General features: G+C 68.5%; 17 protein-coding genes and 1 pseudogene. 10 read left to right on the top strand and 8 right to left on the bottom strand.

Going from position 1 to position 20,022, the window contains the following annotated elements; all coding sequences use genetic code 11:
- Both VGR06_RS28060 and VGR06_RS28055 read right to left on the bottom strand, forming a co-directional pair.
- Positions 1–277: pseudogene (locus VGR06_RS28060) on the bottom strand (DUF222 domain-containing protein); the annotation flags it as partial.
- A 46-nt stretch (positions 278–323) separates the two neighbouring features.
- Complete coding sequence (locus tag VGR06_RS28055) at positions 324–1,478, bottom strand: serine hydrolase domain-containing protein (RefSeq protein ID WP_327562144.1); 1,155 nt, start codon at positions 1,476–1,478, stop codon at positions 324–326.
- 365 nt (positions 1,479–1,843) lie between these two features.
- On the opposite strand from VGR06_RS28055, the gene VGR06_RS28050 reads away from it, so the two are divergent.
- The 5 genes from VGR06_RS28050 (at position 1,844) to VGR06_RS28030 (ending at position 9,268) form a co-directional block, all read left to right on the top strand.
- A complete protein-coding gene (locus tag VGR06_RS28050) occupies positions 1,844–4,687 on the top strand; it encodes an AAA family ATPase (protein ID WP_327562143.1) in 2,844 nt (947 codons plus the stop codon).
- A 116-nt stretch (positions 4,688–4,803) separates the two neighbouring features.
- Positions 4,804–5,862, top strand: coding sequence for an alpha/beta hydrolase (locus VGR06_RS28045; protein ID WP_327562142.1), 1,059 nt, complete (start codon positions 4,804–4,806; stop codon positions 5,860–5,862).
- Positions 5,863–5,867: 5 nt separating this feature from the next.
- Positions 5,868–8,153 (top strand): FAD-dependent oxidoreductase, encoded by a 2,286-nt coding sequence (locus VGR06_RS28040; RefSeq protein ID WP_327562146.1) that lies wholly within the window; start codon positions 5,868–5,870, stop codon positions 8,151–8,153.
- A gap of 206 nt (positions 8,154–8,359) precedes the next feature.
- On the top strand, positions 8,360–8,626 hold the full coding sequence (locus tag VGR06_RS28035) for a hypothetical protein (RefSeq protein WP_327562141.1): 267 nt from the start codon (positions 8,360–8,362) through the stop codon (positions 8,624–8,626).
- Positions 8,627–8,800: 174 nt separating this feature from the next.
- Positions 8,801–9,268 (top strand): RICIN domain-containing protein, encoded by a 468-nt coding sequence (locus tag VGR06_RS28030; protein WP_327562140.1) that lies wholly within the window; start codon positions 8,801–8,803, stop codon positions 9,266–9,268.
- 26 nt (positions 9,269–9,294) lie between these two features.
- Here VGR06_RS28030 and VGR06_RS28025 read toward each other — a convergent pair whose 3' ends face one another.
- Genes VGR06_RS28025 through VGR06_RS28015 form a run of 3 tightly spaced genes read right to left on the bottom strand, consistent with a single transcriptional unit; the run spans position 9,295 to position 10,753 of the window.
- Positions 9,295–9,417, bottom strand: a complete 123-nt coding sequence (locus VGR06_RS28025; RefSeq protein ID WP_327562139.1) for a hypothetical protein — start codon at positions 9,415–9,417, stop codon at positions 9,295–9,297.
- Positions 9,414–9,917 (bottom strand): hypothetical protein, encoded by a 504-nt coding sequence (locus tag VGR06_RS28020; protein WP_327562138.1) that lies wholly within the window; start codon positions 9,915–9,917, stop codon positions 9,414–9,416. The genes VGR06_RS28025 and VGR06_RS28020 overlap by 4 nt, the downstream gene beginning before the upstream one ends.
- A gap of 11 nt (positions 9,918–9,928) precedes the next feature.
- The gene (locus VGR06_RS28015) at positions 9,929–10,753 is read right to left on the bottom strand and encodes a hypothetical protein (protein ID WP_327562137.1); all 825 of its coding nucleotides are present in this window, start codon (positions 10,751–10,753) and stop codon (positions 9,929–9,931) included.
- Positions 10,754–11,339: 586 nt separating this feature from the next.
- Here VGR06_RS28015 and VGR06_RS28010 point away from each other — a divergent pair.
- Complete coding sequence (locus tag VGR06_RS28010) at positions 11,340–12,299, top strand: ATP-binding cassette domain-containing protein (RefSeq protein ID WP_327562136.1); 960 nt, start codon at positions 11,340–11,342, stop codon at positions 12,297–12,299.
- On the top strand, positions 12,296–13,087 hold the full coding sequence (locus VGR06_RS28005) for an ABC transporter permease (protein WP_327562135.1): 792 nt from the start codon (positions 12,296–12,298) through the stop codon (positions 13,085–13,087). The genes VGR06_RS28010 and VGR06_RS28005 overlap by 4 nt, the downstream gene beginning before the upstream one ends.
- A 57-nt stretch (positions 13,088–13,144) precedes the next feature.
- Here the strand turns inward: VGR06_RS28005 and VGR06_RS28000 are convergent, their stop codons facing one another.
- Complete coding sequence (locus VGR06_RS28000) at positions 13,145–13,369, bottom strand: hypothetical protein (protein ID WP_327562134.1); 225 nt, start codon at positions 13,367–13,369, stop codon at positions 13,145–13,147.
- 174 nt (positions 13,370–13,543) lie between these two features.
- Between VGR06_RS28000 and VGR06_RS27995 the strand changes: the two genes are divergently transcribed.
- Positions 13,544–14,392, top strand: a complete 849-nt coding sequence (locus VGR06_RS27995; protein ID WP_327562133.1) for a helix-turn-helix transcriptional regulator — start codon at positions 13,544–13,546, stop codon at positions 14,390–14,392.
- Positions 14,389–14,568 carry a DUF397 domain-containing protein gene (locus VGR06_RS27990; protein WP_327562132.1) on the top strand — a complete coding sequence of 60 codons (180 nt, stop codon included), beginning with the start codon at positions 14,389–14,391 and terminating at the stop codon, positions 14,566–14,568. Before VGR06_RS27995 ends, VGR06_RS27990 begins: the two co-directional genes overlap by 4 nt.
- Here the strand turns inward: VGR06_RS27990 and VGR06_RS27985 are convergent.
- On the bottom strand, positions 14,549–18,118 hold the full coding sequence (locus VGR06_RS27985; protein WP_327562131.1) for a tetratricopeptide repeat protein: 3,570 nt from the start codon (positions 18,116–18,118) through the stop codon (positions 14,549–14,551). The genes VGR06_RS27990 and VGR06_RS27985 overlap by 20 nt on opposite strands.
- 313 nt (positions 18,119–18,431) lie before the next feature.
- On the opposite strand from VGR06_RS27985, the gene VGR06_RS27980 reads away from it, so the two are divergent.
- Complete coding sequence (locus VGR06_RS27980) at positions 18,432–18,935, top strand: EF-hand domain-containing protein (protein ID WP_327562130.1); 504 nt, start codon at positions 18,432–18,434, stop codon at positions 18,933–18,935.
- Here the strand turns inward: VGR06_RS27980 and VGR06_RS27975 are convergent.
- A partial coding sequence (locus VGR06_RS27975; RefSeq protein ID WP_327562129.1) for a tetratricopeptide repeat protein occupies positions 18,932–20,022 on the bottom strand: 1,091 nt, incomplete at its 5' end. The genes VGR06_RS27980 and VGR06_RS27975 overlap by 4 nt on opposite strands.

Below are 20,022 nucleotides of genomic sequence, written 5' to 3'. Positions count from 1 at the left end.
CCTCCTGCAACGCAGCGAAGGTGTCCGGCAGCCGCTCCGGCAACTCGACGGCCAACGCCAGCTGAGCGCCGGCGTAGCGGCTGCTGATATGCAACGCCATCGCCAACTCGTCTGGAATTGACCGGGTGGCGTGATCACTATCGTTTTCCCGCAGTTCCTGATAGCGGGCAAACAACACCAACTTCCGGCCCTCCAGGATCGCGATCTCACGGCTGATATCCGCCAGATCATGCAAGACTTGGAGCTCGGGAGAAATCCCCGCAGTAGATGTGCTCACCTGTTCGACACTACCCCAACCGCAAGATCCAGAATGAGTGCAGAAATCACACGATGGGGTGATGCTCGGCGCAGGATTTGAGGGCGGCGGTGAGGTTGTTGGCGCGGGTGTCGGAGGGGCCGCCCATTTGGTTGTTGATGTAGGCGAAGGCTATTTTGTGGTGGTCGTCGGCGTAGGCTACTTGGCCGCCGGCGCCGTCGTGGCCGAAGCTGCGGGGGGTGAGCATGGGGCGCCAGGGTGGGGAGTCGAGCATGAAGCCGGTGCCCCAGCGGGCGCCGTTGTCCATTTTGTCGAAGAGTTCTTGGCCCCAGGATTGGGGGGTGATGGCGTCTTCGATGGAGGTGGGGGTGAGGAGGGGTGGGCCGTCGATCTCCATTATGCAGGCGGCGTAGAGGCGGGCCAGGGAGGAGGCGGTCGTCACTCCGTTGGCGCCGGGGACCTCGGCTTCGAGGATGGCGGGGTTGTTGAAGGTGACTTCGCCGTCGATGGCGGGGAAGGCGTAGGCGCCGCCCATGGTGAAGGCGCGGTCGACTACGGGGTGGACGACTTCTTCCGGGCCTTCGGTGGGTGGGGGTTCGAGGTGCGCGACGGATTGGTGTTCGGCGGGTGGCAGGCCGATCCAGGTGCGCAGGCCCAAAGGTACCGCGAGGCGTTCGGCGAAATAGACGCCGGGCATGTGGCCGGTGACGCGACGAATTACCTCGCCGACGAGCCAACCGTAGGTCATTCCGTGGTAGCAGTGGGCGGTGCCGGGTTCCCAGAGGGGTTTCTGGGCTTCGATGGCCTCGATGACGGGGGTCCAGGCGAGGACCTCGTCGAGGGTGAACGGGCGGTCGAGGGCGACCAGGCCGGAGCGGTGGTCGAGGAGGGACCGGACCGGGATCTCGGTCTTGCCGTTGGCGGCGAACTCGGGCCAGTAGCGGGCGACCGGGGCGTCGAGGTCGAGCTTGCCTTCCTGGACCAGCAGGTAGACGCAGATGGCGAGGATGCCTTTGGTGCAGGAGAAGACGACCGCTGGCGTGTCCGCCGTCCAGGGCCGGCCGGTGCGGGCGTCGGCCAGGCCGCCCCAGACGTCGACCACCTTGCGGCCTCCGGCGTACACCGTCACGCCCGCGCCGACGTCCTGACCGGAGCGGAGGTTCTCGGTGAACACGTCCACCACCTGGCCCCAGCCGTCCTCAGCCCCACCGTGGATCTCCATGGCCACCAGCCTAGGGCGCAGGCGATCGTTCTTTGTAGGTCATCTGACGGATGTCTCGGCGTGCTGGCGGGGCCAATATCGTCTCTCGGTTCGGGCCCGTCCCCCGATCCACCCGATGCCCGTAGGCGGCGAGCCGGACGTCCGTACCCCTCGTCCCCCGTCTCCGGAGGTCCGGCCGCCGGGCATCGTCTGGGGGCCCGGATGGCGGTGGTGGCCCTCCACGCCACCACCGCCATCCACTGATCTTCACCCGTTCGTCCGTAATATGTGAGGTACTGGGAGCAATTACCGGCTCGTGCGTCACGATGAGGATCTGTGGCCAGTTCTTATCTGATGCCGCACGAGACGACAGGGGTGATCCGTTCTTGCAATTCCGCGGGGAGGCGGGCATTGCCGTCAGCAGCGAGTCTCGGCTCGTCGGGCGGCGGGACGCGGTGCGGGCGTTTGCCGACCTGGTCGAGGTGACCTGCGACGGCGGGTTCCGGTTCCTGGCGGTGGTCGGCGAGCCGGGGGCGGGCAAGACCCGGCTGCTGGCGGAATTGGCCACTATCACCGCGGAGCGTGGGCTCACCGCGCTTTCCGGACGGGCCGCGGAGTTCGAGCAGATCATGCCGTTCAGCGTGCTGATCGACGCGCTGGACGACCACCTGGAGACCGTGGCGCTCGCGCCGGCGCAGGGCCGGCTGCTGGCCACGGTGTTCCCGGCGCTGGCCGAGGAGTCCTCGGAGCAGCCGCCCGCCAGCGGCGACCGGATCGTCCGCTTCCGGCTGCACCGGGCGCTGCGGCAGCTGCTCGACGAGCTGGCCGGGCCGAGCGGACTCGCGCTGATCCTGGACGACGTGCACTGGGCCGACACCAGCTCGGTGGAGTTCCTGGACCACCTGCTGCGCCACCCGCCGCGCGGCCGGCTGCTGGTGGCCGTGGCCTACCGGCCGGCCCAGGCGACCCCACGGCTGGCCGCGCTGATCGAGACCGCCGGCGCCAACGGCCGGCAGGTCAACGTCGGCCCGCTCAGCCCGGCCGAAGTGGCCGAGCTGCTCGGGCCCGGTGTCAGCCGGGCGCGCCGGGCGGCGCTGTACGAGGCCAGCGGCGGTAACCCGTTCTACCTCGACGCGCTGGCCCGGATGGACCGGCTGGGCGTCACCGAGCTGCCCGCGACCGTCAGCGCGGCGCTGCGGGTGGAGCTGGACGAGCTGCCGCCGGGCCTGCTGCGGCTCGCCCAGGCCGCCGCGGTGACGGCCGACGAGTTCGAGCCCGCGCTGGTCGCGGTCGCCGCCCAGGTGACCCGGCGAGCCGCGCTCGCCGCGGTGGACGGCATGGTGGCGCGGGACATCCTGCGCCCGGCTGCGCCGGGCCGGTTCCGTTTCCGGCACCCGCTGGTGCGCCAGGCCGCGTACGGGTCGGCCTCGGCCGGCTGGCGGCACGACGCGCACACCCGGCTGGCCGCGCACCTCGCGGAGGTCGGGGCGCCGGCCACCATGCGGGCGCACCACGTCGAGCGGTCCTGCTCGATCGGCGACCCCGACGCCGTCGACACCCTGGTGACCGCCGCCCGCGCGGTGTCCGCCCAGGCGCCGGGGACCAGCGCGCACTGGCTGGGCAAGGCGCTGGACGTGATCCGGGTGGAGCCCGGCACCCTGGAGCTCCGGCTGGAACTGCTGATGGAGCTCTGCCGGGCGCAGTCGGTCAGCGGGCGGCTGGCCGAGGGCCGGGACACCGCCCGCGAGCTGCTCAAGCTGCTGCCCGCCGGGGAGTACGCGCGGCGGGCCCGGGCCGCGCGGCTGTGCGCGCTGATGGAGCGCCAGCTCAACCGGCCGCACGAGGCCCGCGCGCTGCTGCTGGACGAGCTGAGCCGGATGCCGGACCCGCGGGCGCCGGTGGCCATCCCGCTGCGCATGCGGCTGGTCGCGGAAAGCATGATGAGGGTGGATTTCCGGGCCGCCCAAGCGGTTCTGGACCTGATGCCGGACGCCGGCGACGGCTGGGAGCCGGCCCTGGCGATGGCCGTGGCGGCGCTGCGTCCGATGCCCGCCTACGCGGCCGGCCGGATCGCCGACGCGCTGCGCACCGCGGAGGTGGCCGGGCGGCTGGTCGACACGGCGCCGGACGAGCACCTCGCCGAATGGCTGGACGTGGTGGCCTGGCTGTGCTGGGCGGAGTCCATGCTGGGGCACTACTCCGTGGCGCTGCGGCACTTCGAACGGGCCGCGGCGGTGGCCAGGGCCACCGGGCAGAACTACGTGCTGACCACCCTGCTCGCCGGCACCGCCAGCACACTGATCCTGCTCGGCCGGCTGCCCGAGGCGCTGGACATCATCGAGGAGCCGGTCGAGGAGGCCCGCCTGCTGGGGTCCGGGCACCAGGTGGTGTTCGCGCTGGCCCAGCGGTGCCGGGCGCTGGCCTGGTCGGGGGACCCGGAGGCCGCCCTGCGCGACGGGGAGGAGGCCACGGGCATCGGCGCCGGCCGCGGCGAGGTGGCGGGCAGCATGGCGCAGAACGCCCTGGGCGTGGCCATGATCGCGGCCGGCCGGCGGGCGGAGGGCGTCGCCGCGCTGCGCGCCGCCTTCGGTGATTCGGACACTCCCCGGCTGGACGCGGGCACCGTGCTGGCCACCTGTGAGCTGCTGGCCTACGCCGAGCCCGCCGAGGCGACGTTCTGGGCGGACCGGGCCGCCCAGCTCACCCGTCAGGATCTGCCGGCGTTCTCCGGGTTGGCCCCGCTGGCCCGGGCGCATGCTCTTCGTGCCGAGGACCCGGGCACGGCGGCGGCGTTGGCGGAGCAGGCCGCGATGCTGCTCAGCACGGCCGATCGGCGCCTGGACGCCGGGCGCGCGTTGCTGACCGCCGGCCTGGCCCACGACGCGGCCGGCGAGCGCCGGCTGGCTCGCGAGCGGTTGCGCGGGGCGGCCGAGATCTTCCAGGTATGCGGCGCCCGGGCGCTGGAGTGTCAGGCCAACAAGGAAAGGCGCCGGCTCGGGGTGCGAGTGCCGGGACCGTGGCCGGCCGGCCGGTCCGATGCGCCTTTCGGTCTCTCGCGGCGCGAGTGGGAGGTCGCGCAACTGGTCGCCGCGGGTCGGACCAATCACGAGATCGCCGAGCTGTTGTTCGTCCACCGGCGCACCGTCGAGACCCACCTGTCCAGCGTGTTCCGGAAGCTCGGCGTGACCAATCGGGTCGGGGTGGTAACCAAACTCACTGGGAACGCGTGAATGTACGGGTTTTCCACGATGCCGCGCGGGCCGGGTCATTGGCATCGTTGTCATTGGTCACTGTGGGGAGGGCGGCCGCAATGGAGCACCGAATACCGAGGTACACGTGGTCGGGTGTGCCCCGCGCCGAGGTTTCGGTGCATCCGTTCGCCACCGGGGACGGGCTCGGCCTGACGCTGACCAGGTTCTCCACGGCGGAATGCGAGGACGTCGTGCTCCTGGTGCACGGGCTGACCTCGTCCTCGGACATGTTCATCATGCCGGAGCACCGCAACCTGGTGAGCTTCCTGCTGGACAGCGGCTTCGGCGACGTCTGGGCGCTCGATTTCCGGATGAGCAACCGGTTTCCGTACAGCGTCGAGACCCGGCGGGACACGCTGGACGACATCGCGGCGTTCGACCATTCGGCAGCGATGCGGGAGCTCCGCCGTCACGTGGGGGTACGGCGGATCCACGTCATCGCACATTGCCTCGGGTCGGTGTCGTTCCAGATGAGCCTGTTCGGCGGCACGGTGGACGGCGTCACGAGCATGGTGGCCAACAGCGTGGGGCTCACCCCACGGGTACGCGCGTGGGCCCGGGTCAAGCTGGCCCTGGCCCCCGCGCTTCTCGAGTACGGCTTCGGTCTGTCCTATTTGGACCCGAGGTTCGCCGCCGCCCCGCCGCTGACCCGGCGCTGGCTGCTGGCCCGCCTGGCTTCCCGGTTCCACCGGGAATGCGGCGAGCCCGCCTGCCACATGCAGAGCTTCATGTGGGGCAGCGGGCACCCGGCGATGTACCGGCACGTCAACCTGGCCCTGCAGACCCATGAACACGAGCGGCTGGCCGACCTGAACAGCGCGGCCGACGTCCACTATTACCGGCACGTCAACAAAATGGTGCGGGCGGGGCGGGCGGTGAAGTTCGACCCCGCGTCGCACCCGGATCTGCCCGACGACTACCTGGCCGGCGCGGAACGGGTGGAGACGCCGGTGCTGTTCCTGACCGGCGACCAGAACGACGTGTTCACCGATTCCAACATCGTCTGCCACCGGATGTTGGACAAGGTCGCCCCCGGCCGGCACGAGTTGCACGTCCTGCCCGGGTACGGTCACATCGACCCGATCATCGGCCGGACCGCGCACCTGGACGTGTTCCCGCGCATTCTCGACTTCCTCAAGCGGAACAGCGGGTGACCGCCATGGAGCACGAGCGGGCGGACGTCGTCGTCGTGGGGTCCGGGTTCGGCGGATCCGTTGTGGCGTACCGGCTTGCCGCCGCGGGCCGGTCGGTCGTGGTGCTGGAGCGCGGTCAGCCGTACCCGCCGGGCAGCTTTCCGCGCCGGCCGGGCGATGTGAGCCGGGCGTTCTGGGACCCCAGGGCCGGCCGGCACGGCCTGTACGACGTGTGGAGCTTCGGCGGGTGCGACGCCGTGGTCGCCAGCGGGCTCGGCGGCGGCTCGCTGATCTACGCCAACGTGTTGCTGCGCAAGGACGAGCACTGGTTCGTGCAGGAGGAGCCGCTGGCCACCGGCGGGTACGAGTCGTGGCCGGTGACCCGGGCCGAACTGGATCCGCACTACGAGGCCGTGGAGGCGATGCTGGGTGCGGTGCCGTACCCGCTGGAGCATCCCGACTACGCCGACACCCCGAAGACCATCGCCATGCGGGACGCGGCCGCGGAGCTGGGGCTGGACTGGATGCTGCCGCCGCTCGCGGTCAGCTTCGCCCCGTCGCGGGGCGCCGAGCCGGGTATCGGACTGCCCATTGTGGACGCTCCGTACGGCAACCTGCACGGCGTGCCGCGCCGCACCTGCCGGCTCTGCGGCGAGTGCGACATGGGCTGCAACGACGGGTCCAAGAACACCCTGGACCACACCTACCTGTCCGCGGCCCGGCACCACGGCGCCGATCTCCGGACGATGCACGAGGTGCGCGAGATCCGGCCGGTCACCAACGGCGGCTACGAGGTGTCCTACGTGCGGCACGGTCCGGGGCCGCGGCGCGGGGTCATCCGGTGCGACCGGCTGGTGCTCGCCGCCGGCACGCTCGGCACCACGTACCTGTTGATGCGCAACCGAACCCGGCTGCCCGGGCTGAGCGGCACGCTGGGCAGCCGATTCTCCGGCAACGGCGACCTGCTCTCGTTCCTGTTGCGGGCCAAGGATCGCAGCCGCATCCGGCCGCTGGACGCGAGCCACGGGCCGGTGATCACCAGTGCGATCCGGCTGGCCGACGACGTGGACGGCACGCCCGAGACCGGCCGGGGCGGCTACATCGAGGACGGCGGCCACCCGGCGTTCGTGGACTGGCTGATCCAGACCGCCGACGTGCGCAGCGAGCTCGGGCGGGCCGCGCGGTTCGCCGTGCAGCGGCTGCGGGCGCTGGTCACCCACGACACCAACCTGTCCGATGAGGTGTCGAAGCTGGTCGAGCCCAGCGACCTCGTCGAGAGCTCGCTGCCGCTACTGGGGATGGGCCGGGACGTGCCGGACGGCCGGCTCCGGTTGCGCGGCGGAAAGCTTGACGTGCAATGGGACCTGGCGGCCAGCGAGCCTCATTTCGACCGGCTGCGGGCGACCATGCGGCGGATCGCGGACGTGCTCGGCGCCGAGCACACCGGGCTGCCGGCGTGGCTGGGGAAGCGGATCATCACCGTGCACCCGCTCGGCGGAGCGCCGATGGGGCGTCACCCCGGCGAAGGCGTGTGCGACGCGTTCGGCGAGGTGTTCGACCATCCCGGGCTGTTCATCGCCGACGGCTCGGTCATGCCGGGCCCGGTGGGGCCGAACCCGTCGCTGACCATCGCCGCGTTCGCCGACCGGCTCGCCACCCGGCTGCTGTACGGCGCCCCGGTGCGGCAGACCGTTCCGGTGGCCGCGGCCACCGGCCGGACCTCGCTGTCGTTCACCGAGGAGATGGCGGGGTTCATCGTCCTCGGGGCGAGCGATCCGCGGTGGATACCGGTGCGGGGCCGCCACATCGGCGACCGCCTCGCGTTCCGGCTCACCATCCGCGTCGACGACGTCGACACGTTTCTCGGCGAACCCGAGCATCTGGCCCGGGCCGACGGCTGGCTGGAGGCCTCGTTCCTCGGCGGCCGGTGCGACGTCCAGCGCGGGTGGTTCAACCTCCTGGTTCCCGGCGCCGAACCGGGCAGCCGGGAGATGCGCTACCGGCTCTGGTTCACCGACGCCGCCGGGCAACCGCGCACCCTGGCCGGCTGGAAGGACGTGCACGACGGCCCGGCCACCCGGCTCTGGCACGACACCTCGACCCTCTACGCCCGGCTCCTCTACGGCCACGTGCCCCCCGGTGAGGACGCCGCCGCCCGCGTCGCCGGCGCCGGCACCCTGCACATCCAGCCGATGGACCTCGCCGTCATGCTCACCAGTTTCCGCGCCGAAGGCCCGCACGGCGTCGTGGCACTGGCCCGTTTCGGCCGGTTCTTCGTGGGTCAGCTCTGGGACGTCTACGGACCGGGGTAGCGGGGGGCACCCCGAGGCGGCCGGTCGGTACGGGATGTGGGAGCCCGCCGGCCGGCCGCCGCATTCCTCGGTCGCCGGAAACCGATAGCATTCTCGGACGGTGTGGCAAAATTGGGGATTGGGGACTATTGATGTTGCGAGGTATCGCGAGTATCCGACTTTGTGTCCTGGGCGCGGCCGGCTTGATGACCGGGATGCTGCTCGGGATGGCACCGGCGCAGGCTGGCACGCTTACTGTGACGGTGCGCTGCGAGGCGCTCGGCGCCAGTAGGTTCGCCTGCACCGCGACGACCGTTGGTGGCGTCGCGCCGTACAGCTACTCCTGGAACGTCAGCAGTGCCACGACCGGCAGCATTTCCGGTGGCTGCCAACCGGGCGTCCGGGTGAACGCCACCGCGACCGCGACCGACGCCGTCGGTGCGACGGGTTCCGGGTCGGGTTCCGTGCTGTGCCTAGGCGGGCCGCCGCGCTGAGCGTGGGCCGACGCACCCGGACACACCGGCTGACCTGAGCTAGGTGCAAACGGGGGAATCCGATCTCCGCCGATCCCATATTTCCATGAGAAAACGCGGATCCGCCCAGGTTGACACGGTGGGTTTGGCTCTGTGCAATAGATCGACTCCCCACCGTATCCCCCGGAGGTTCTGATGCCCCGACGTATCGCGCTGATCATCACCGCTCTCGTCGCCGCCTTCTTGCTGCCACCGGCCGCCGAGGCCAGCCCCTGGATCGGCGTCTGGATCGAGTACAGACCCTCCGAGACCTGCGTGGCGACGCCCGACGGCTCGCCGGGCGCGTTGATCACGCACGACCCGTGCGTCGACATCGGCAACCAGATCTGGAACTTTGAGGACGTCGCGAAGTTCACCGTCCGCATCCGCAGCAGCATGGGCACCGGCATGTGCCTGGCCGCGACGTCCCCGACGGCTGGGACGCAGGTGCTGCAGGCGCCCTGCGGCGGCGGCAGCAGTGACGTGTGGACGCTGACCGGCAGCGGGAACACGTTCCGGATCAGCAACACCAACGGCGGCGGGTGCCTGGCCCGCACCGGCGGCTCCGCGGTGGTGCTGGGCAGTTGCATGCCCGCGTTCGCCGAATGGCAGTTGCTGTTCTGAACCGGAAACCGAGTCAGGCGCTGACCTTAGTTCTCCACCAGCCGGGCGTCGGTGATCGTGATGCCCGGCCCGGAGACCACGATGAAGAAGACGGTCTGGCCGGTGACGATGTCCACCTCGGCGGGCTCGACGTCGCCCTGAGCGATCATGACGAGGGTGCCGACGCCGATCTGCTCGCGCCACCGCTTGAGGTCGTCCTCGGTCCGGACCTCCGGGTCGCGCACGCGGACCAGCCCGCGGACCGCGCCCGGTTGGCGTCGACCCAGTGGTAGTCGCCGGCGGCCGAGAAGATGTGGCTGTAGCCGCTCTCGTTGACCAGGTTGGTGCTGCCGAAGAACTCCTGGTCGCCGACCACTGCGAACGGCCAGGCCGCCGGTAGCGGGCAGTTCCACATGACCATGTCGCCGAGCGCGATGGTCAGATCCGGCTGGTCCGGAACGAAGTCCCGGTCGCGGATGGACAGTGACACGGAGTGCTGCGTCATCTGGTCCCCGCCGCGGTCGCTGACCGCGATCCGGAACGGTCGCTCGGTCACCGCGAGCTGTGACCCGACGGCGAGCACGTTGTACCTGAACTCCCTGGGACGCATGAACCGCTGGCCGTAGCAGTCGACGTAGCGCAGCGCCCGGCTGTCGAACGAGTCGATCATCATTTGTCCTCTCAGGGGGAGACGTCGACGGAGACCAGCAACTCGTCCTCGTCGGTGCCGCTGACGCCGGCGGACACGGCGTCGAGGTGGATGGTGACGGCCGGGTCGAACGGACCGGCCGGCGGCAGCACCGCGAAGGTGGCCGGCTGGCTGAAGACCGGGATCTTCAGACCCGAGACGAACGGGGTGAGGATCGGCCCGAGCAGGCCGGTCACCCCGGCCAGCCCGATGAGCGCCAGGATCCCGTTGACCGCGAGCGCCAGGAACGGTCCGATGAACGGAATCGCCAGCAGGATCGGGGTGGCGGCGAGGCCGATGGCCGCGAGCATGGCCGCGGTGGCGGCGCCGAACTTCAGGTTCGGCAGGCCCTGGATCACGGCGTCGACCTTCCACACGCCACCGACCTGCGTGACGGCGAGCCCGAAGTCGGCGGTCGCCTGCACGAAGTCGGCGAACGACACCGGGATCGTGATGGTGGGCCAGTCGATGCAGATCTTCGGCGTGCACACGGTGCCCACACAGGGAATGTGGATGCAGACCCGCGGGATGCAGAAGTCCGGGAGAATGTCGGACAGGTTGAACTGGAATGACAACAAGATGCTCCAGTCCACCCGGAAGTCGGTGATCCGAATCGTTCCGGGCGGAATCAGATCGGCATCCCCGCCGCTGAACGTGGCGTTCGCGCTGTACCCGGCCGTGAACGGGCCGAGGCTGCCCGAGCCGCTGCTGGACAGCGGTGGAATGAGCGCGAGCGCCTGGTCGAACCGGTCCGCAACGCCCGAAGCGGCAGCCGGACGTTGTTCAACACCGCGCGGAGCACCATGAGAATGAGGCACTCCAGCACCGACTCCAGCTCGTTCGGCGCGACGTCGACGATTTCCACCGCGTCCACCGCCACCACGACCGCGCCGCTCGTTGTTTGAGGCGAACACTGTGTCTCGGCTGCCGGCACGAGAAGCTCGATCCGCGACCGCCGGATCCGGACCGCAAGCCCGACGACCAGCGCACCTTCGAGATCCACCCGAGCTCACCGACGTGCGGACGGAGAGATGGCCGGCGTCGAGGGTGAGCTCGGGCGGCAGCGGCAGGTCCTGCTGGTGCAGATCCACCAGCGGGATCTCGAACGTGACCGCCCAGTCGATTCCTCCGGGGATCCCCGGAAACGGAATCGTGTCCATCTGCGTCGCGCTGACCGACGTCGCCGGCACGAAATTGATCGAGCCGTAGCGAAGGTGCCGCGGTCGCGCGGTGAAGAATGCTCGGATAAGCTCATTTGAGCGCGCCTTCATGAATTCCCGCGAAGACATGCTCGGCTTCGGTAAAACTCATTCCGCCCTCCCCGTGTCCGGGTTTCACCCTGCGGGCCGGGCCTGAAACCGCGCTGAAACCGGACTGAACCAGGTGCCCGGCACGCTCTGCGGCATGACATTCACGGGAAACGGACCGGCGATCGCCACGGCCGGGCTGCGCAAGTCGTTCGGGGATCACATCGTGCTCGACGGCATCGACCTCGACGTGACCGAAGGTTCGGTTTTCGCGCTGCTCGGGCCCAACGGGGCCGGCAAGACGACGATGGTCAACATCCTGTCCACGCTGATCGGCGCCGACTCCGGCGTGGCCCGGGTGGCCGGGCACGACGTGGCCGGCGAGCCCGACGCGGTGCGCGCCGCGATTGGCGTGACCGGGCAGTTCTCCGCGGTGGACCGCCTGCTCACCGGCCGGGAGAACCTCATGCTGATGGCCGACCTGTACCACCTGCGCAAGGCCGACCGGCGCGGCCGCGCGGCCGAGTTGCTGGAGCGGTTCGACCTGGTGGATGCCGCCGACAAGCCGGTCGAGACCTACTCCGGCGGCATGCGGCGCCGGCTCGACCTGGCGATGAGCCTGGTCGGCTCGCCGCGGATCATCTTCCTGGACGAGCCGACCACCGGCCTTGACCCGCGAAGCCGGCGCACGATGTGGCAGATCATCCGCGATCTGGTGGCCGGTGGCGTCACGGTGTTCCTCACCACCCAGTACCTCGAGGAGGCCGATCAGCTCGCGGACCGGATCGCGGTCCTCGATCACGGGCGACTGGTCGCCGAGGGCACCCCGGAGGAGCTCAAGCGCCTGGTGCCCGGCGAGCACGTCCGGTTGCGCTTCGCCGAGGCGGCGGAGCTGGACCTGGCCGCCGGCGTCCTCGGCACGGTGGTGCGCGACGACGACGCGCTCGCCCTGCGGGTGCCCTACGACGGCAGCGTGCACGCGCTGCGGGCCCTGCTCGCCCGACTCGACGACGCCTCCATCGAGGTCCACGCGCTGACCGTGCACACCCCCGACCTCGACGACGTGTTCCTGGCCCTCACCGGCCGTACTGACTCCCAGAAGGTGGCCACCTCATGAGCACCCTGTCCTACGCGCTGACCGACTCGGCCACGATGGTGCGGCGCAACATCAAACACATGATCCGCTACCCGGTCGTCGCGGCATCGGTCGTCGGGTTGCCTCTCGTGTTCCTGCTGCTGTTCGTCTACGTCTTCGGCGGCACCCTGGGCGCCGGACTCGGCCCGGCGGCCGGCGGCCGGGCCGAGTATCTCGCCTATGTCGTCCCCGGCATCCTGCTGATGACCGCGGCCGGCGGCATGCAGGGCACGGCGATCTCCGTGGCCATGGACATGACCGAGGGCATCGTCGCCCGCTTCCGCACCATGGCCATCGCCCGCGTCTCGGTCCTCACCGGCCACGTCGTCGGCAGCGTCATCCAAACAATGCTCGGCCTCGGCGTCGTCATCGGCGTCGCCGCCGCGATCGGCTTCCGCCCCAACGCAACTATCGTCGAGTGGCTCGCCGTTCTCGCCGTCCTCGTCCTGATCACCTTCGCGCTCACCTGGCTGGCGGTCGCGATGGGTCTGTTCAGCAAGACCGTCGAAGGCGCGAGCAGCCTGCCCCTACCGCTGGTGCTCCTGCCGTTCCTCGGCAGCGGCTTCGTCCCGACGGATTCAATGCCCGCCGGCCTGCGTGCTTTCGCCGACTACCAGCCGTTCACCCCGTTCATCGAGACGGTTCGCGGCCTGCTCATGGGCACCGGGATCGGCGACAGCGCCGTGATCACCATTGCCTGGTGCGTCGGTGGCACCCTGCTCAGCTACGTCTGGGCCAAGAAACTGTTCAACCGCGACCCGTCCAAGTGAAGTGCGGTGAATGCGTCTTTCCTCACGCTGGGGGTGAGGAAAGACGCATTCATCGCACTACGCCCGCTCCACCTCCTGGATGCCCTCCCGCAAGCTCGAGTCGAAAATGGACGGCGGCGGCGACCCCGGCGGATGCTCGGTTCCGAGCATTCGCCCCGCCAACTCGGCGAACCGCTGCAACGCGGTCCGCTCGAACCGCAGAACCGTCTCGTCGACCTCGCCCACCAGTCGCATGTGGACATCGGTCGCCCCGAAGTCGCCGTCCGAGAACTCCGTCCGCATCCGGCACCCATTCGGAATCTCCACCCACACCGACATCCTGGCCGGGCTATTCCTGATATCACCCACGCGAACTCCTTCCGTTAGGAACAAGTTACCGCCGGAGCGCTGCACCTGTCACTGCGAGGCCCCCCCGTAACAGCTACTGTGTCCCGCGCGACGAACAGGGGATTCAACGTGCAGGTGACGTTCGGACCGCAGGTAGCTCGCCGGGTACTCCGCTACGAACTGGTCCGCCTGTGCACGCAAGCCGGCAAAAATCCCACCCAAGCGGGTGAACGCATCGGCATCTCCCGCGTCGGCTTCACCCACTTCCTCAGCGGCAAAAACCTCCCCTCCCGCCCGGCGCTCGAAGTCCTCATGGACTACCTCGGCCGCCGCGACCGCATCCCCCACATGCTCGACCTGCTATCGGTCGCCAAACTCAAGGGCGACCGCCAAGCCACTCCCTCAACCATGGGCGACTTCGAACTCTTCGTCGGCCTAGAAGCCACGGCCACCACCATCGAAGTCTTCGACCCCATGCTCATCACCGGCCTCCTCCAAACCGACGCCTACGCCCGCGAGCTGATCACCTACCATGCCTCGATCACCCTCGACGTCGACATCGAAGCCAGCGTGAACCTGCGTCTGAGCCGAAAGTCCGCCCTCACCCGCGACACCAACCCCGCCGAGTTGTGGTGTGTCCTCGAAGAGCAGGCCCTCCACCGCCCCGTCGGCACTCCCGCCACCATGGCCGATCAACTCGACCACCTCCTAGAGATGACGAAGCGCCCCAACGTCAACCTCCAGGTCATCCCCCAGGAAGTCGGCGTCCACCCAGCACTCCAAGGCGCGTTCTTCCTCCTCCGCTTCGACGACGACTGGCGCGTGGCCTACGAGGAGACCCGGCAATTTGCCTACTACTACGACAAACCCGCCACCGTGGAGGACTATGGCAAGGTGGTGAACCACCTCCGCCACCTGGCGCTCAACCCGAAGCGCTCCCGGGCCTTGATCGCCAAAGCGAGAAAGGACCTCCCGTGATCGTCAACTGGCGCAAGTCCACCCACAGCGCCAACAACGCGGCCTGCGTAGAAACCGCCTGGACCCCCACCCACATCGCCTACCGCGACTCCAAGCAGCCCACCCTCCCCACCCTCCACTTCCCCCACCCCGCCGCCCACACCTTCCTCACCCTGCTCAAGTCCCCAACTCCCTAAGCCTCTCCCTCAACTCCGCCGCGATCGCTTGATCGAGACTGTCGAACTTCCGCTGAACGGCTTGAGGATCGACATGCCCCATCAGCCCACCGAGGAATCGGAGAGCTTCTGCGTCGAAATTACCGGTGATCCGCCGCCAACTGATGACAGCGTCGAATAGCGCATCGAAAGCTTCGGTGTGCCGGCCGAGATCTGCCAGCAAGCTGCCAAGTCTCGTGCGGGTCTGGGAAACGGCTCGGTCGTCGGATGTTTCCTGGAACGCCTGCAACGCTTGGCGGTAAAGGTCCTCTGCTCGGCCGAGGCGTCGCTGTTCCTGTGCCACCATGCCGAGATTGTGGTAGGCGCTTGCGGCGCTATGGCGGTCGTTGAACTCCAACGCGAGTTCCAGGGCTTGGCGGTAGAGGTCTTCGGCTTGGTCGAGGCGTCGCTGTTCCTGTGCCACCATGCCGAGTTGGTGGTAGGCGCGTGCGGCGCTATGGCGGTCGTTGAACTCCAACGCGAGTTCCAGGGCTTGGCGGTAGAGGTCTTCGGCTTGGTCGAGGTGTTGCTGTTCCTGCGCTACCCGGCCGAGATCGTGGTAGGTATTCACGGCGCTGTGGCGGTCGTTGAACTCCAGTTTGAGTTTGAGGGCTTGGTGGTAGAGGTCTTCGGCTTGGTCGAGGTGTTGCTGTTCCTGCGCTACGAAGCCGAGTTCGTGGTAGGTGTTCGCAGCGCTGTGGCGGTCGTTGAACTCCAGTTTGAGTTTGAGGGCTTGGTGGTAGAAGTTCTCGGCTTGATCGAAGCGCCGCTGTAGCTGCGCCACGACGCCGAGTCGGTGGTAGATCTTCGCGACGCCGCCTCGGTCGTTGAACTCCAACGCGAGGTCCAGGGCTTGGCGGTAAAGGTCACCTGCTTGATCGATACGCCGTTGCTCTTGTGCCACGCTGCCGGCGAGGTCATACGTGAACATCAGTTCGCGTCGGGCTATCTGGTCGGGGCGGGCGGCCAGTGCGGTGATGATGTCGTGGAGGAGTTGCCACCGAGCAGTCTGTTGGCTGGTTTGGTCGAGGTATTCATCCAACGGCCCGATAGTCCAAATGACCGGCTGATGGTGTTCCACCGCGAATGCCAACGCGCCGGTTAGGTTGGCGTAGCTGGCCTGGGTGGCTGCTCGTCCGGCGGCCCGCTGGTCGGGTTCCTGGGACACCATCATCCGCCGGAGCTGTTGGCCCAGTTCGGTGTGCAGGTCGTAGTGCGCATGCCGGGTAGCAGTCCACCAGTGAGGGTGCTGATACAAGCGCTGGCGCAGGAAGTACGGCAGCACAGGCATGATTTGCGCCCATCCCGGGAACTGATCGTGGTCGGCGGCCAAACCGATCTCGACCGCCGCCGCCAGGCCGGCGGTCACGTTGACGGTGCCCCACCCGTCTTCGGCCGGTTGGTACTCGGCTAGAAGTTCCTGGTAGCGGGCCAAGGCAGGGCCGCCGGGGATCGTGGCGACAAAGGGGGCCAGCATGAGTAACGAGTTCTGGATGGTTGGGTCGAGTTTGCCGTGGCTGTATTCGATGGCGCTGCGGATCAGCCCGACCGGGTCGGCACCGGTGCCGCCGCTGTTCAACTCGTCGACGACCGCCCTCGGTGGAGTGGTGGCCAGGGTCGGCAGGACTACTTCGAGAGGGAGGGGGTAACCGCCGAGTAGGCGTAGTAGTTCGGTTAGTGCATCGCGGTGGTCGGGGTCGTCGTGGTAATGGTTGGCCCGGTGGCGGGTGAGGATGCGGTCGGTGAGAACCGAGGCTGCCTGGGGATCCAGGCCACCTAGCTCGTAGACGTTGGTGCCGAAGCTGTCTCGGACCGCCCACTCTTCGGCTTCCCGGGAACCCCACACAACCAGCGTGCGGCCGCCGCGGAGCCGGGCCAGCCACTGCCGCAGCAGGTCGCGTTCGGATTCGGCCAGGGCGTGCGGGATTGCAGCGGGGCTGGCGGTGATCGACTCGGCGTTATCGATGATCAGCAGGTGGCGGGTGGCTCGCATTTCCTGGGCGACCCGTTCGCGTTTCCCAGGTTCCGACATCTCCTCCCAGCGAGCGAACTCCACTCCGCTCCACAACTGGGAGGCGATCGCCCGCACCATTTGCCCGACGGTCCACGCCCGCTGGTCGTAGCTGAACGAGAACACCCGTTCCACCAGGCCGGTCCGCTGCCACCACCAGCCCAGGTGCGCCAGCAGTGTGGACTTGCCCGCTCCGGCCATGCCCCGCACCAGGACCTGGTTCGGACTGCCCTCGACCAGCAGCAGTCGCTCGATGGCTTGAATGTCGAGGTCCCTGCCGACGAACCCGTACTCGGGGCTCGGTTCCTCGCCGATGGCCCCCTGCCGGGAATAGAACTCGTCGGCCTCCTGGTCGTCCATTGGCCGCAGGTTCAGGGTGACCGGTTGCTGCTGGAACACCACCGGCAATACCCAGTCCTGCAACGGCAACTGCTGATCGAAGTATCCTTGCCGTTGGGGATCGTCATGCAAATGACGGCGCATCATCAGCAACGCCTTGTCGGCGTCGGATTGCTGGGCGAGTCGGTGGTACAGCAGCGGCATCGCCCGCGCTGCGGCGGTGACCGTGACCGAGTACGCCATTCCCACGACGACCGGCACCCCGGCGTCCACGAGCTGGTGTGCCAGCGCGGCTTCGCTGTCGGTCTGCATGGCGGACTGGCAGGCATTGAGCACTGCCATGGGCACTCGATGTTCGGCGAGCAGCGCTGCTACTTCTGATGCCGGCCGAGGATCTGCTTGGCCCTCTTCGCCCGTTTCGAAGAACAGGAAGCCCTGCTTGTGGTCGGGCTGCTCCGAGGCGAACAGGTAACCACCGGAGCCGACGGAATCGGATTCGGTGAATGCGCCGTGGACGTCGAAATGGACGAGGTGGTACCAGCCGGTGCCGCGGCGTTCGGATACGTCGCGTAGGTGGTCGCGGAGGGCTGGCCAGGTGCCGGGGCGGACCAGGTCGAGGGTTACCGGCATAGAGGCTTGGCGGAGGGCGTCGAGGAGGGGGCGGGAGATGGTGCGGTAGCCGACGTCGCGGGGGCCGTTGGGGCGGGCGGTTACCAGGAGGATGTTCAGGGTGGGGCGGGGGTCGGGGAGTTTGAAGGTGGTTTTGTGGAGGTCGGCGCGGCGGGTGATGGGTAGGCGGAGGGCCAGGGGTGTGTCTAGTTCGGGGTCGCGGAGGGCTTCCCAGTGGAGGCGGTGGAAGGCGGCGGAGCCGGAGATCTCGATGCGGCAGTTGTCGAAGCCGGTTTCCTGGAAGGCACGGTAGCGGCGGCCGGGGTCGCCGCCGAACACCTGGGTGAACAGGTTCTCGCCGTACTCTTCCAGGCTCGCTACCGCTTCGGTTCGGCGGTCGGCGTCGAGGAAGGGGTAGCGCAAATGTTCTTCGAAGTACCAGGCGAAGAGCTTTTCGACGTCTTCGGAGGCCGGGTCGGTGACGGTCACGTCGTAGGCGACGCCGTCGCGGTAGGTCACCCGCACGTGGAACGAGCCGTCGGTGTTGTGGGCGCGCTCGTCGAGCTGGATCACGACCGATGGCTGTCCCATCGAACCTCCCAGGTTGGCTTTGGCCCGGTTGCACCGGACATCCCGGCACCGTCACCAAACTAGTCGCCCGGCAAAAGTGCCCGTTACGGTAGGCCGAACGGTGGGTTTCGATCATCGACGGGTCCATACGAGTGGTTGTGGCTGGGCATTGGGCAACATTTGGTAACCATGCCTCGGGATGTCAATCACCCTCCGGGGCTGGAATTTCGGCGCTGCCACCTGGTTGTCGGAATGTTATCGCGCGGTGTGGTTACTACTCTTGGCCTGCTTTGGAGTCGTCGGCGTAGGAGAGATCATGAGCGGTGAGATCAATGAATTGCAGCGCCGGAAGCTGGCGCGTCGGTTTGCTTTGATCGATGTGGATGGTGATGGGAAGCTCGAGGAGGAGGACTACGCGAAGATCGCACCACGGGTGGCTGGGGCGTTTGGTCAGGGTCTGGACAGTCCACATGCGGTGGCGTTGCGGGACGGTTATGTGAAACTGTGGGCCGGGTTGCTGAGAAAGATGGACGGCGACGGTGACGGGATGATCACCGAGGACGAGTTTGTCGAGTCGATCGCCGGATCGATCATGGGGCGCGAAGGTTTCGACCGGCATATTCTGCCGCTGGCCGAGGCCTTTGTGGGTTTGGCGGATGTTAATGGCAGTGGGGAGCTCGACGGCGCGGAGTTCGCACGTCTTTTCGGCGCTCTCGGGGTGGGTGGTGGCGACGCCGCGCAGGCGTTCGAACTCCTTGACCGCGACGGGAGCGGGCGGCTCACCGTCGACGAGATCATCGCAGCCATTCGCGACTTCTAAACCAGCCCCGACCCGGAAGCCCCCGGCAACGCCCTTTTCGGCGCGTTCTGAACTGAGTCCAGCACGGCCAGCGCGGCGGCGCGGAGCTCGTCCGGATTGAGGTCGGCGTAGGCGGAGACGGCCTCGGCGTAAGCGACGGGGTCGGTTTGTTCGGCGTCGGTGCAGGCTTGGGTGGTGGACATGGTGGGTTGGAACTGGCGCATGTAGCCGAAGCGGTGGGCTAGGGCGATCAGGGTTGTGCCGGTTCGGGGGTGGCCGGTGTGGAGGTTGGCCATGCCCAGGGCCAGGAGTATTGCACCGCGGAGGGGGAGGCCGGTGGTGTAGGCGGATTGGATCTCGTGGGGGTTCATCAGGAGGGCGGGGAGGGTGGTGGTGAGATCGTGGAGGAAGTCGGCTACTCGATCCAGGTGGCCGTGGCGGGCGTGGGCTATGACGGCGACGGATTTTAGTTCCAGGACCCAGGGTTCCAGGCCGGGTTCGGTTTGGAGGCCGGGGATGCGTTCGGCGGAGATCAGGTTTACGGCGTCGCGCCAGAGTTGGAGGCCGGTGTCGATGTTGCCGCGGGCCAGGTGGAGCTCGGCGCGGGCGGCCAGGGCGAAGGATTGGTTGCCGAAGGATTCCTGGGAGGCGGGGGAGGTGGATACCGCGAGCCAGTGTTCGGCTTGGTCCAGGTCGCCGATTTGGAGGGAGGCCAGAGCCATGGCGCCGCGGACGCCGACGATGTCGGACCAGTCGCCGAGGTCTTCTTGGAGTTGGGCGGCGGAGCGGAGGTGGTGGAGGGCTTCGGCGCCGCGGCCGGCGTACAGGTGGAGCTCGGCGAGGCGGGAGTCGGCGAGGAGGCGGGTCCAGGGGTATTCGCGGTGTTCGAAGATGGCGAGCATTTGTTCGGCCGACTTCAGGGCGTTGTCGGGGTCACCGGCGCGTTCCCAGATGTAGCTGGCGATTCCGTTGGAAATGCCGGCGACGAGGGGTTCGGCGCTGTCGCAGAGTTCGGTGAGTTGAGCGAGGTCCATTTCGGGGACGGCTCGGAGCACCGTGTCCATGGCGCGGATGAGGGTGTCGGGTGGGGCGGGTGGGAGCTTGCGGA

The organism is Actinophytocola sp. (genome assembly GCF_036002505.1).
Taxonomy (GTDB): domain Bacteria; phylum Actinomycetota; class Actinomycetes; order Mycobacteriales; family Pseudonocardiaceae; genus DASYTH01.
This window is presented reverse-complemented; position numbering and strand designations above follow the sequence as displayed.

Coding starts and splice junctions, on each gene's coding strand:
- VGR06_RS28020 (WP_327562138.1), bottom strand. CDS start 9,917: ATGATCGACTCGTTCGACAGCCGGGCGCTGCGCTACGTCGACTGCTAC.
- VGR06_RS28030 (WP_327562140.1), top strand. CDS start 8,801: ATGCCCCGACGTATCGCGCTGATCATCACCGCTCTCGTCGCCGCCTTC.
- VGR06_RS28005 (WP_327562135.1), top strand. CDS start 12,296: ATGAGCACCCTGTCCTACGCGCTGACCGACTCGGCCACGATGGTGCGG.
- VGR06_RS28025 (WP_327562139.1), bottom strand. CDS start 9,417: ATGATCGCTCAGGGCGACGTCGAGCCCGCCGAGGTGGACATCGTCACC.
- VGR06_RS28055 (WP_327562144.1), bottom strand. CDS start 1,478: ATGGAGATCCACGGTGGGGCTGAGGACGGCTGGGGCCAGGTGGTGGAC.
- VGR06_RS27980 (WP_327562130.1), top strand. CDS start 18,432: ATGAGCGGTGAGATCAATGAATTGCAGCGCCGGAAGCTGGCGCGTCGG.
- VGR06_RS28040 (WP_327562146.1), top strand. CDS start 5,868: ATGGAGCACGAGCGGGCGGACGTCGTCGTCGTGGGGTCCGGGTTCGGC.
- VGR06_RS28035 (WP_327562141.1), top strand. CDS start 8,360: ATGGCACCGGCGCAGGCTGGCACGCTTACTGTGACGGTGCGCTGCGAG.
- VGR06_RS28000 (WP_327562134.1), bottom strand. CDS start 13,369: ATGCGGACGGAGTTCTCGGACGGCGACTTCGGGGCGACCGATGTCCAC.
- VGR06_RS28010 (WP_327562136.1), top strand. CDS start 11,340: ATGACATTCACGGGAAACGGACCGGCGATCGCCACGGCCGGGCTGCGC.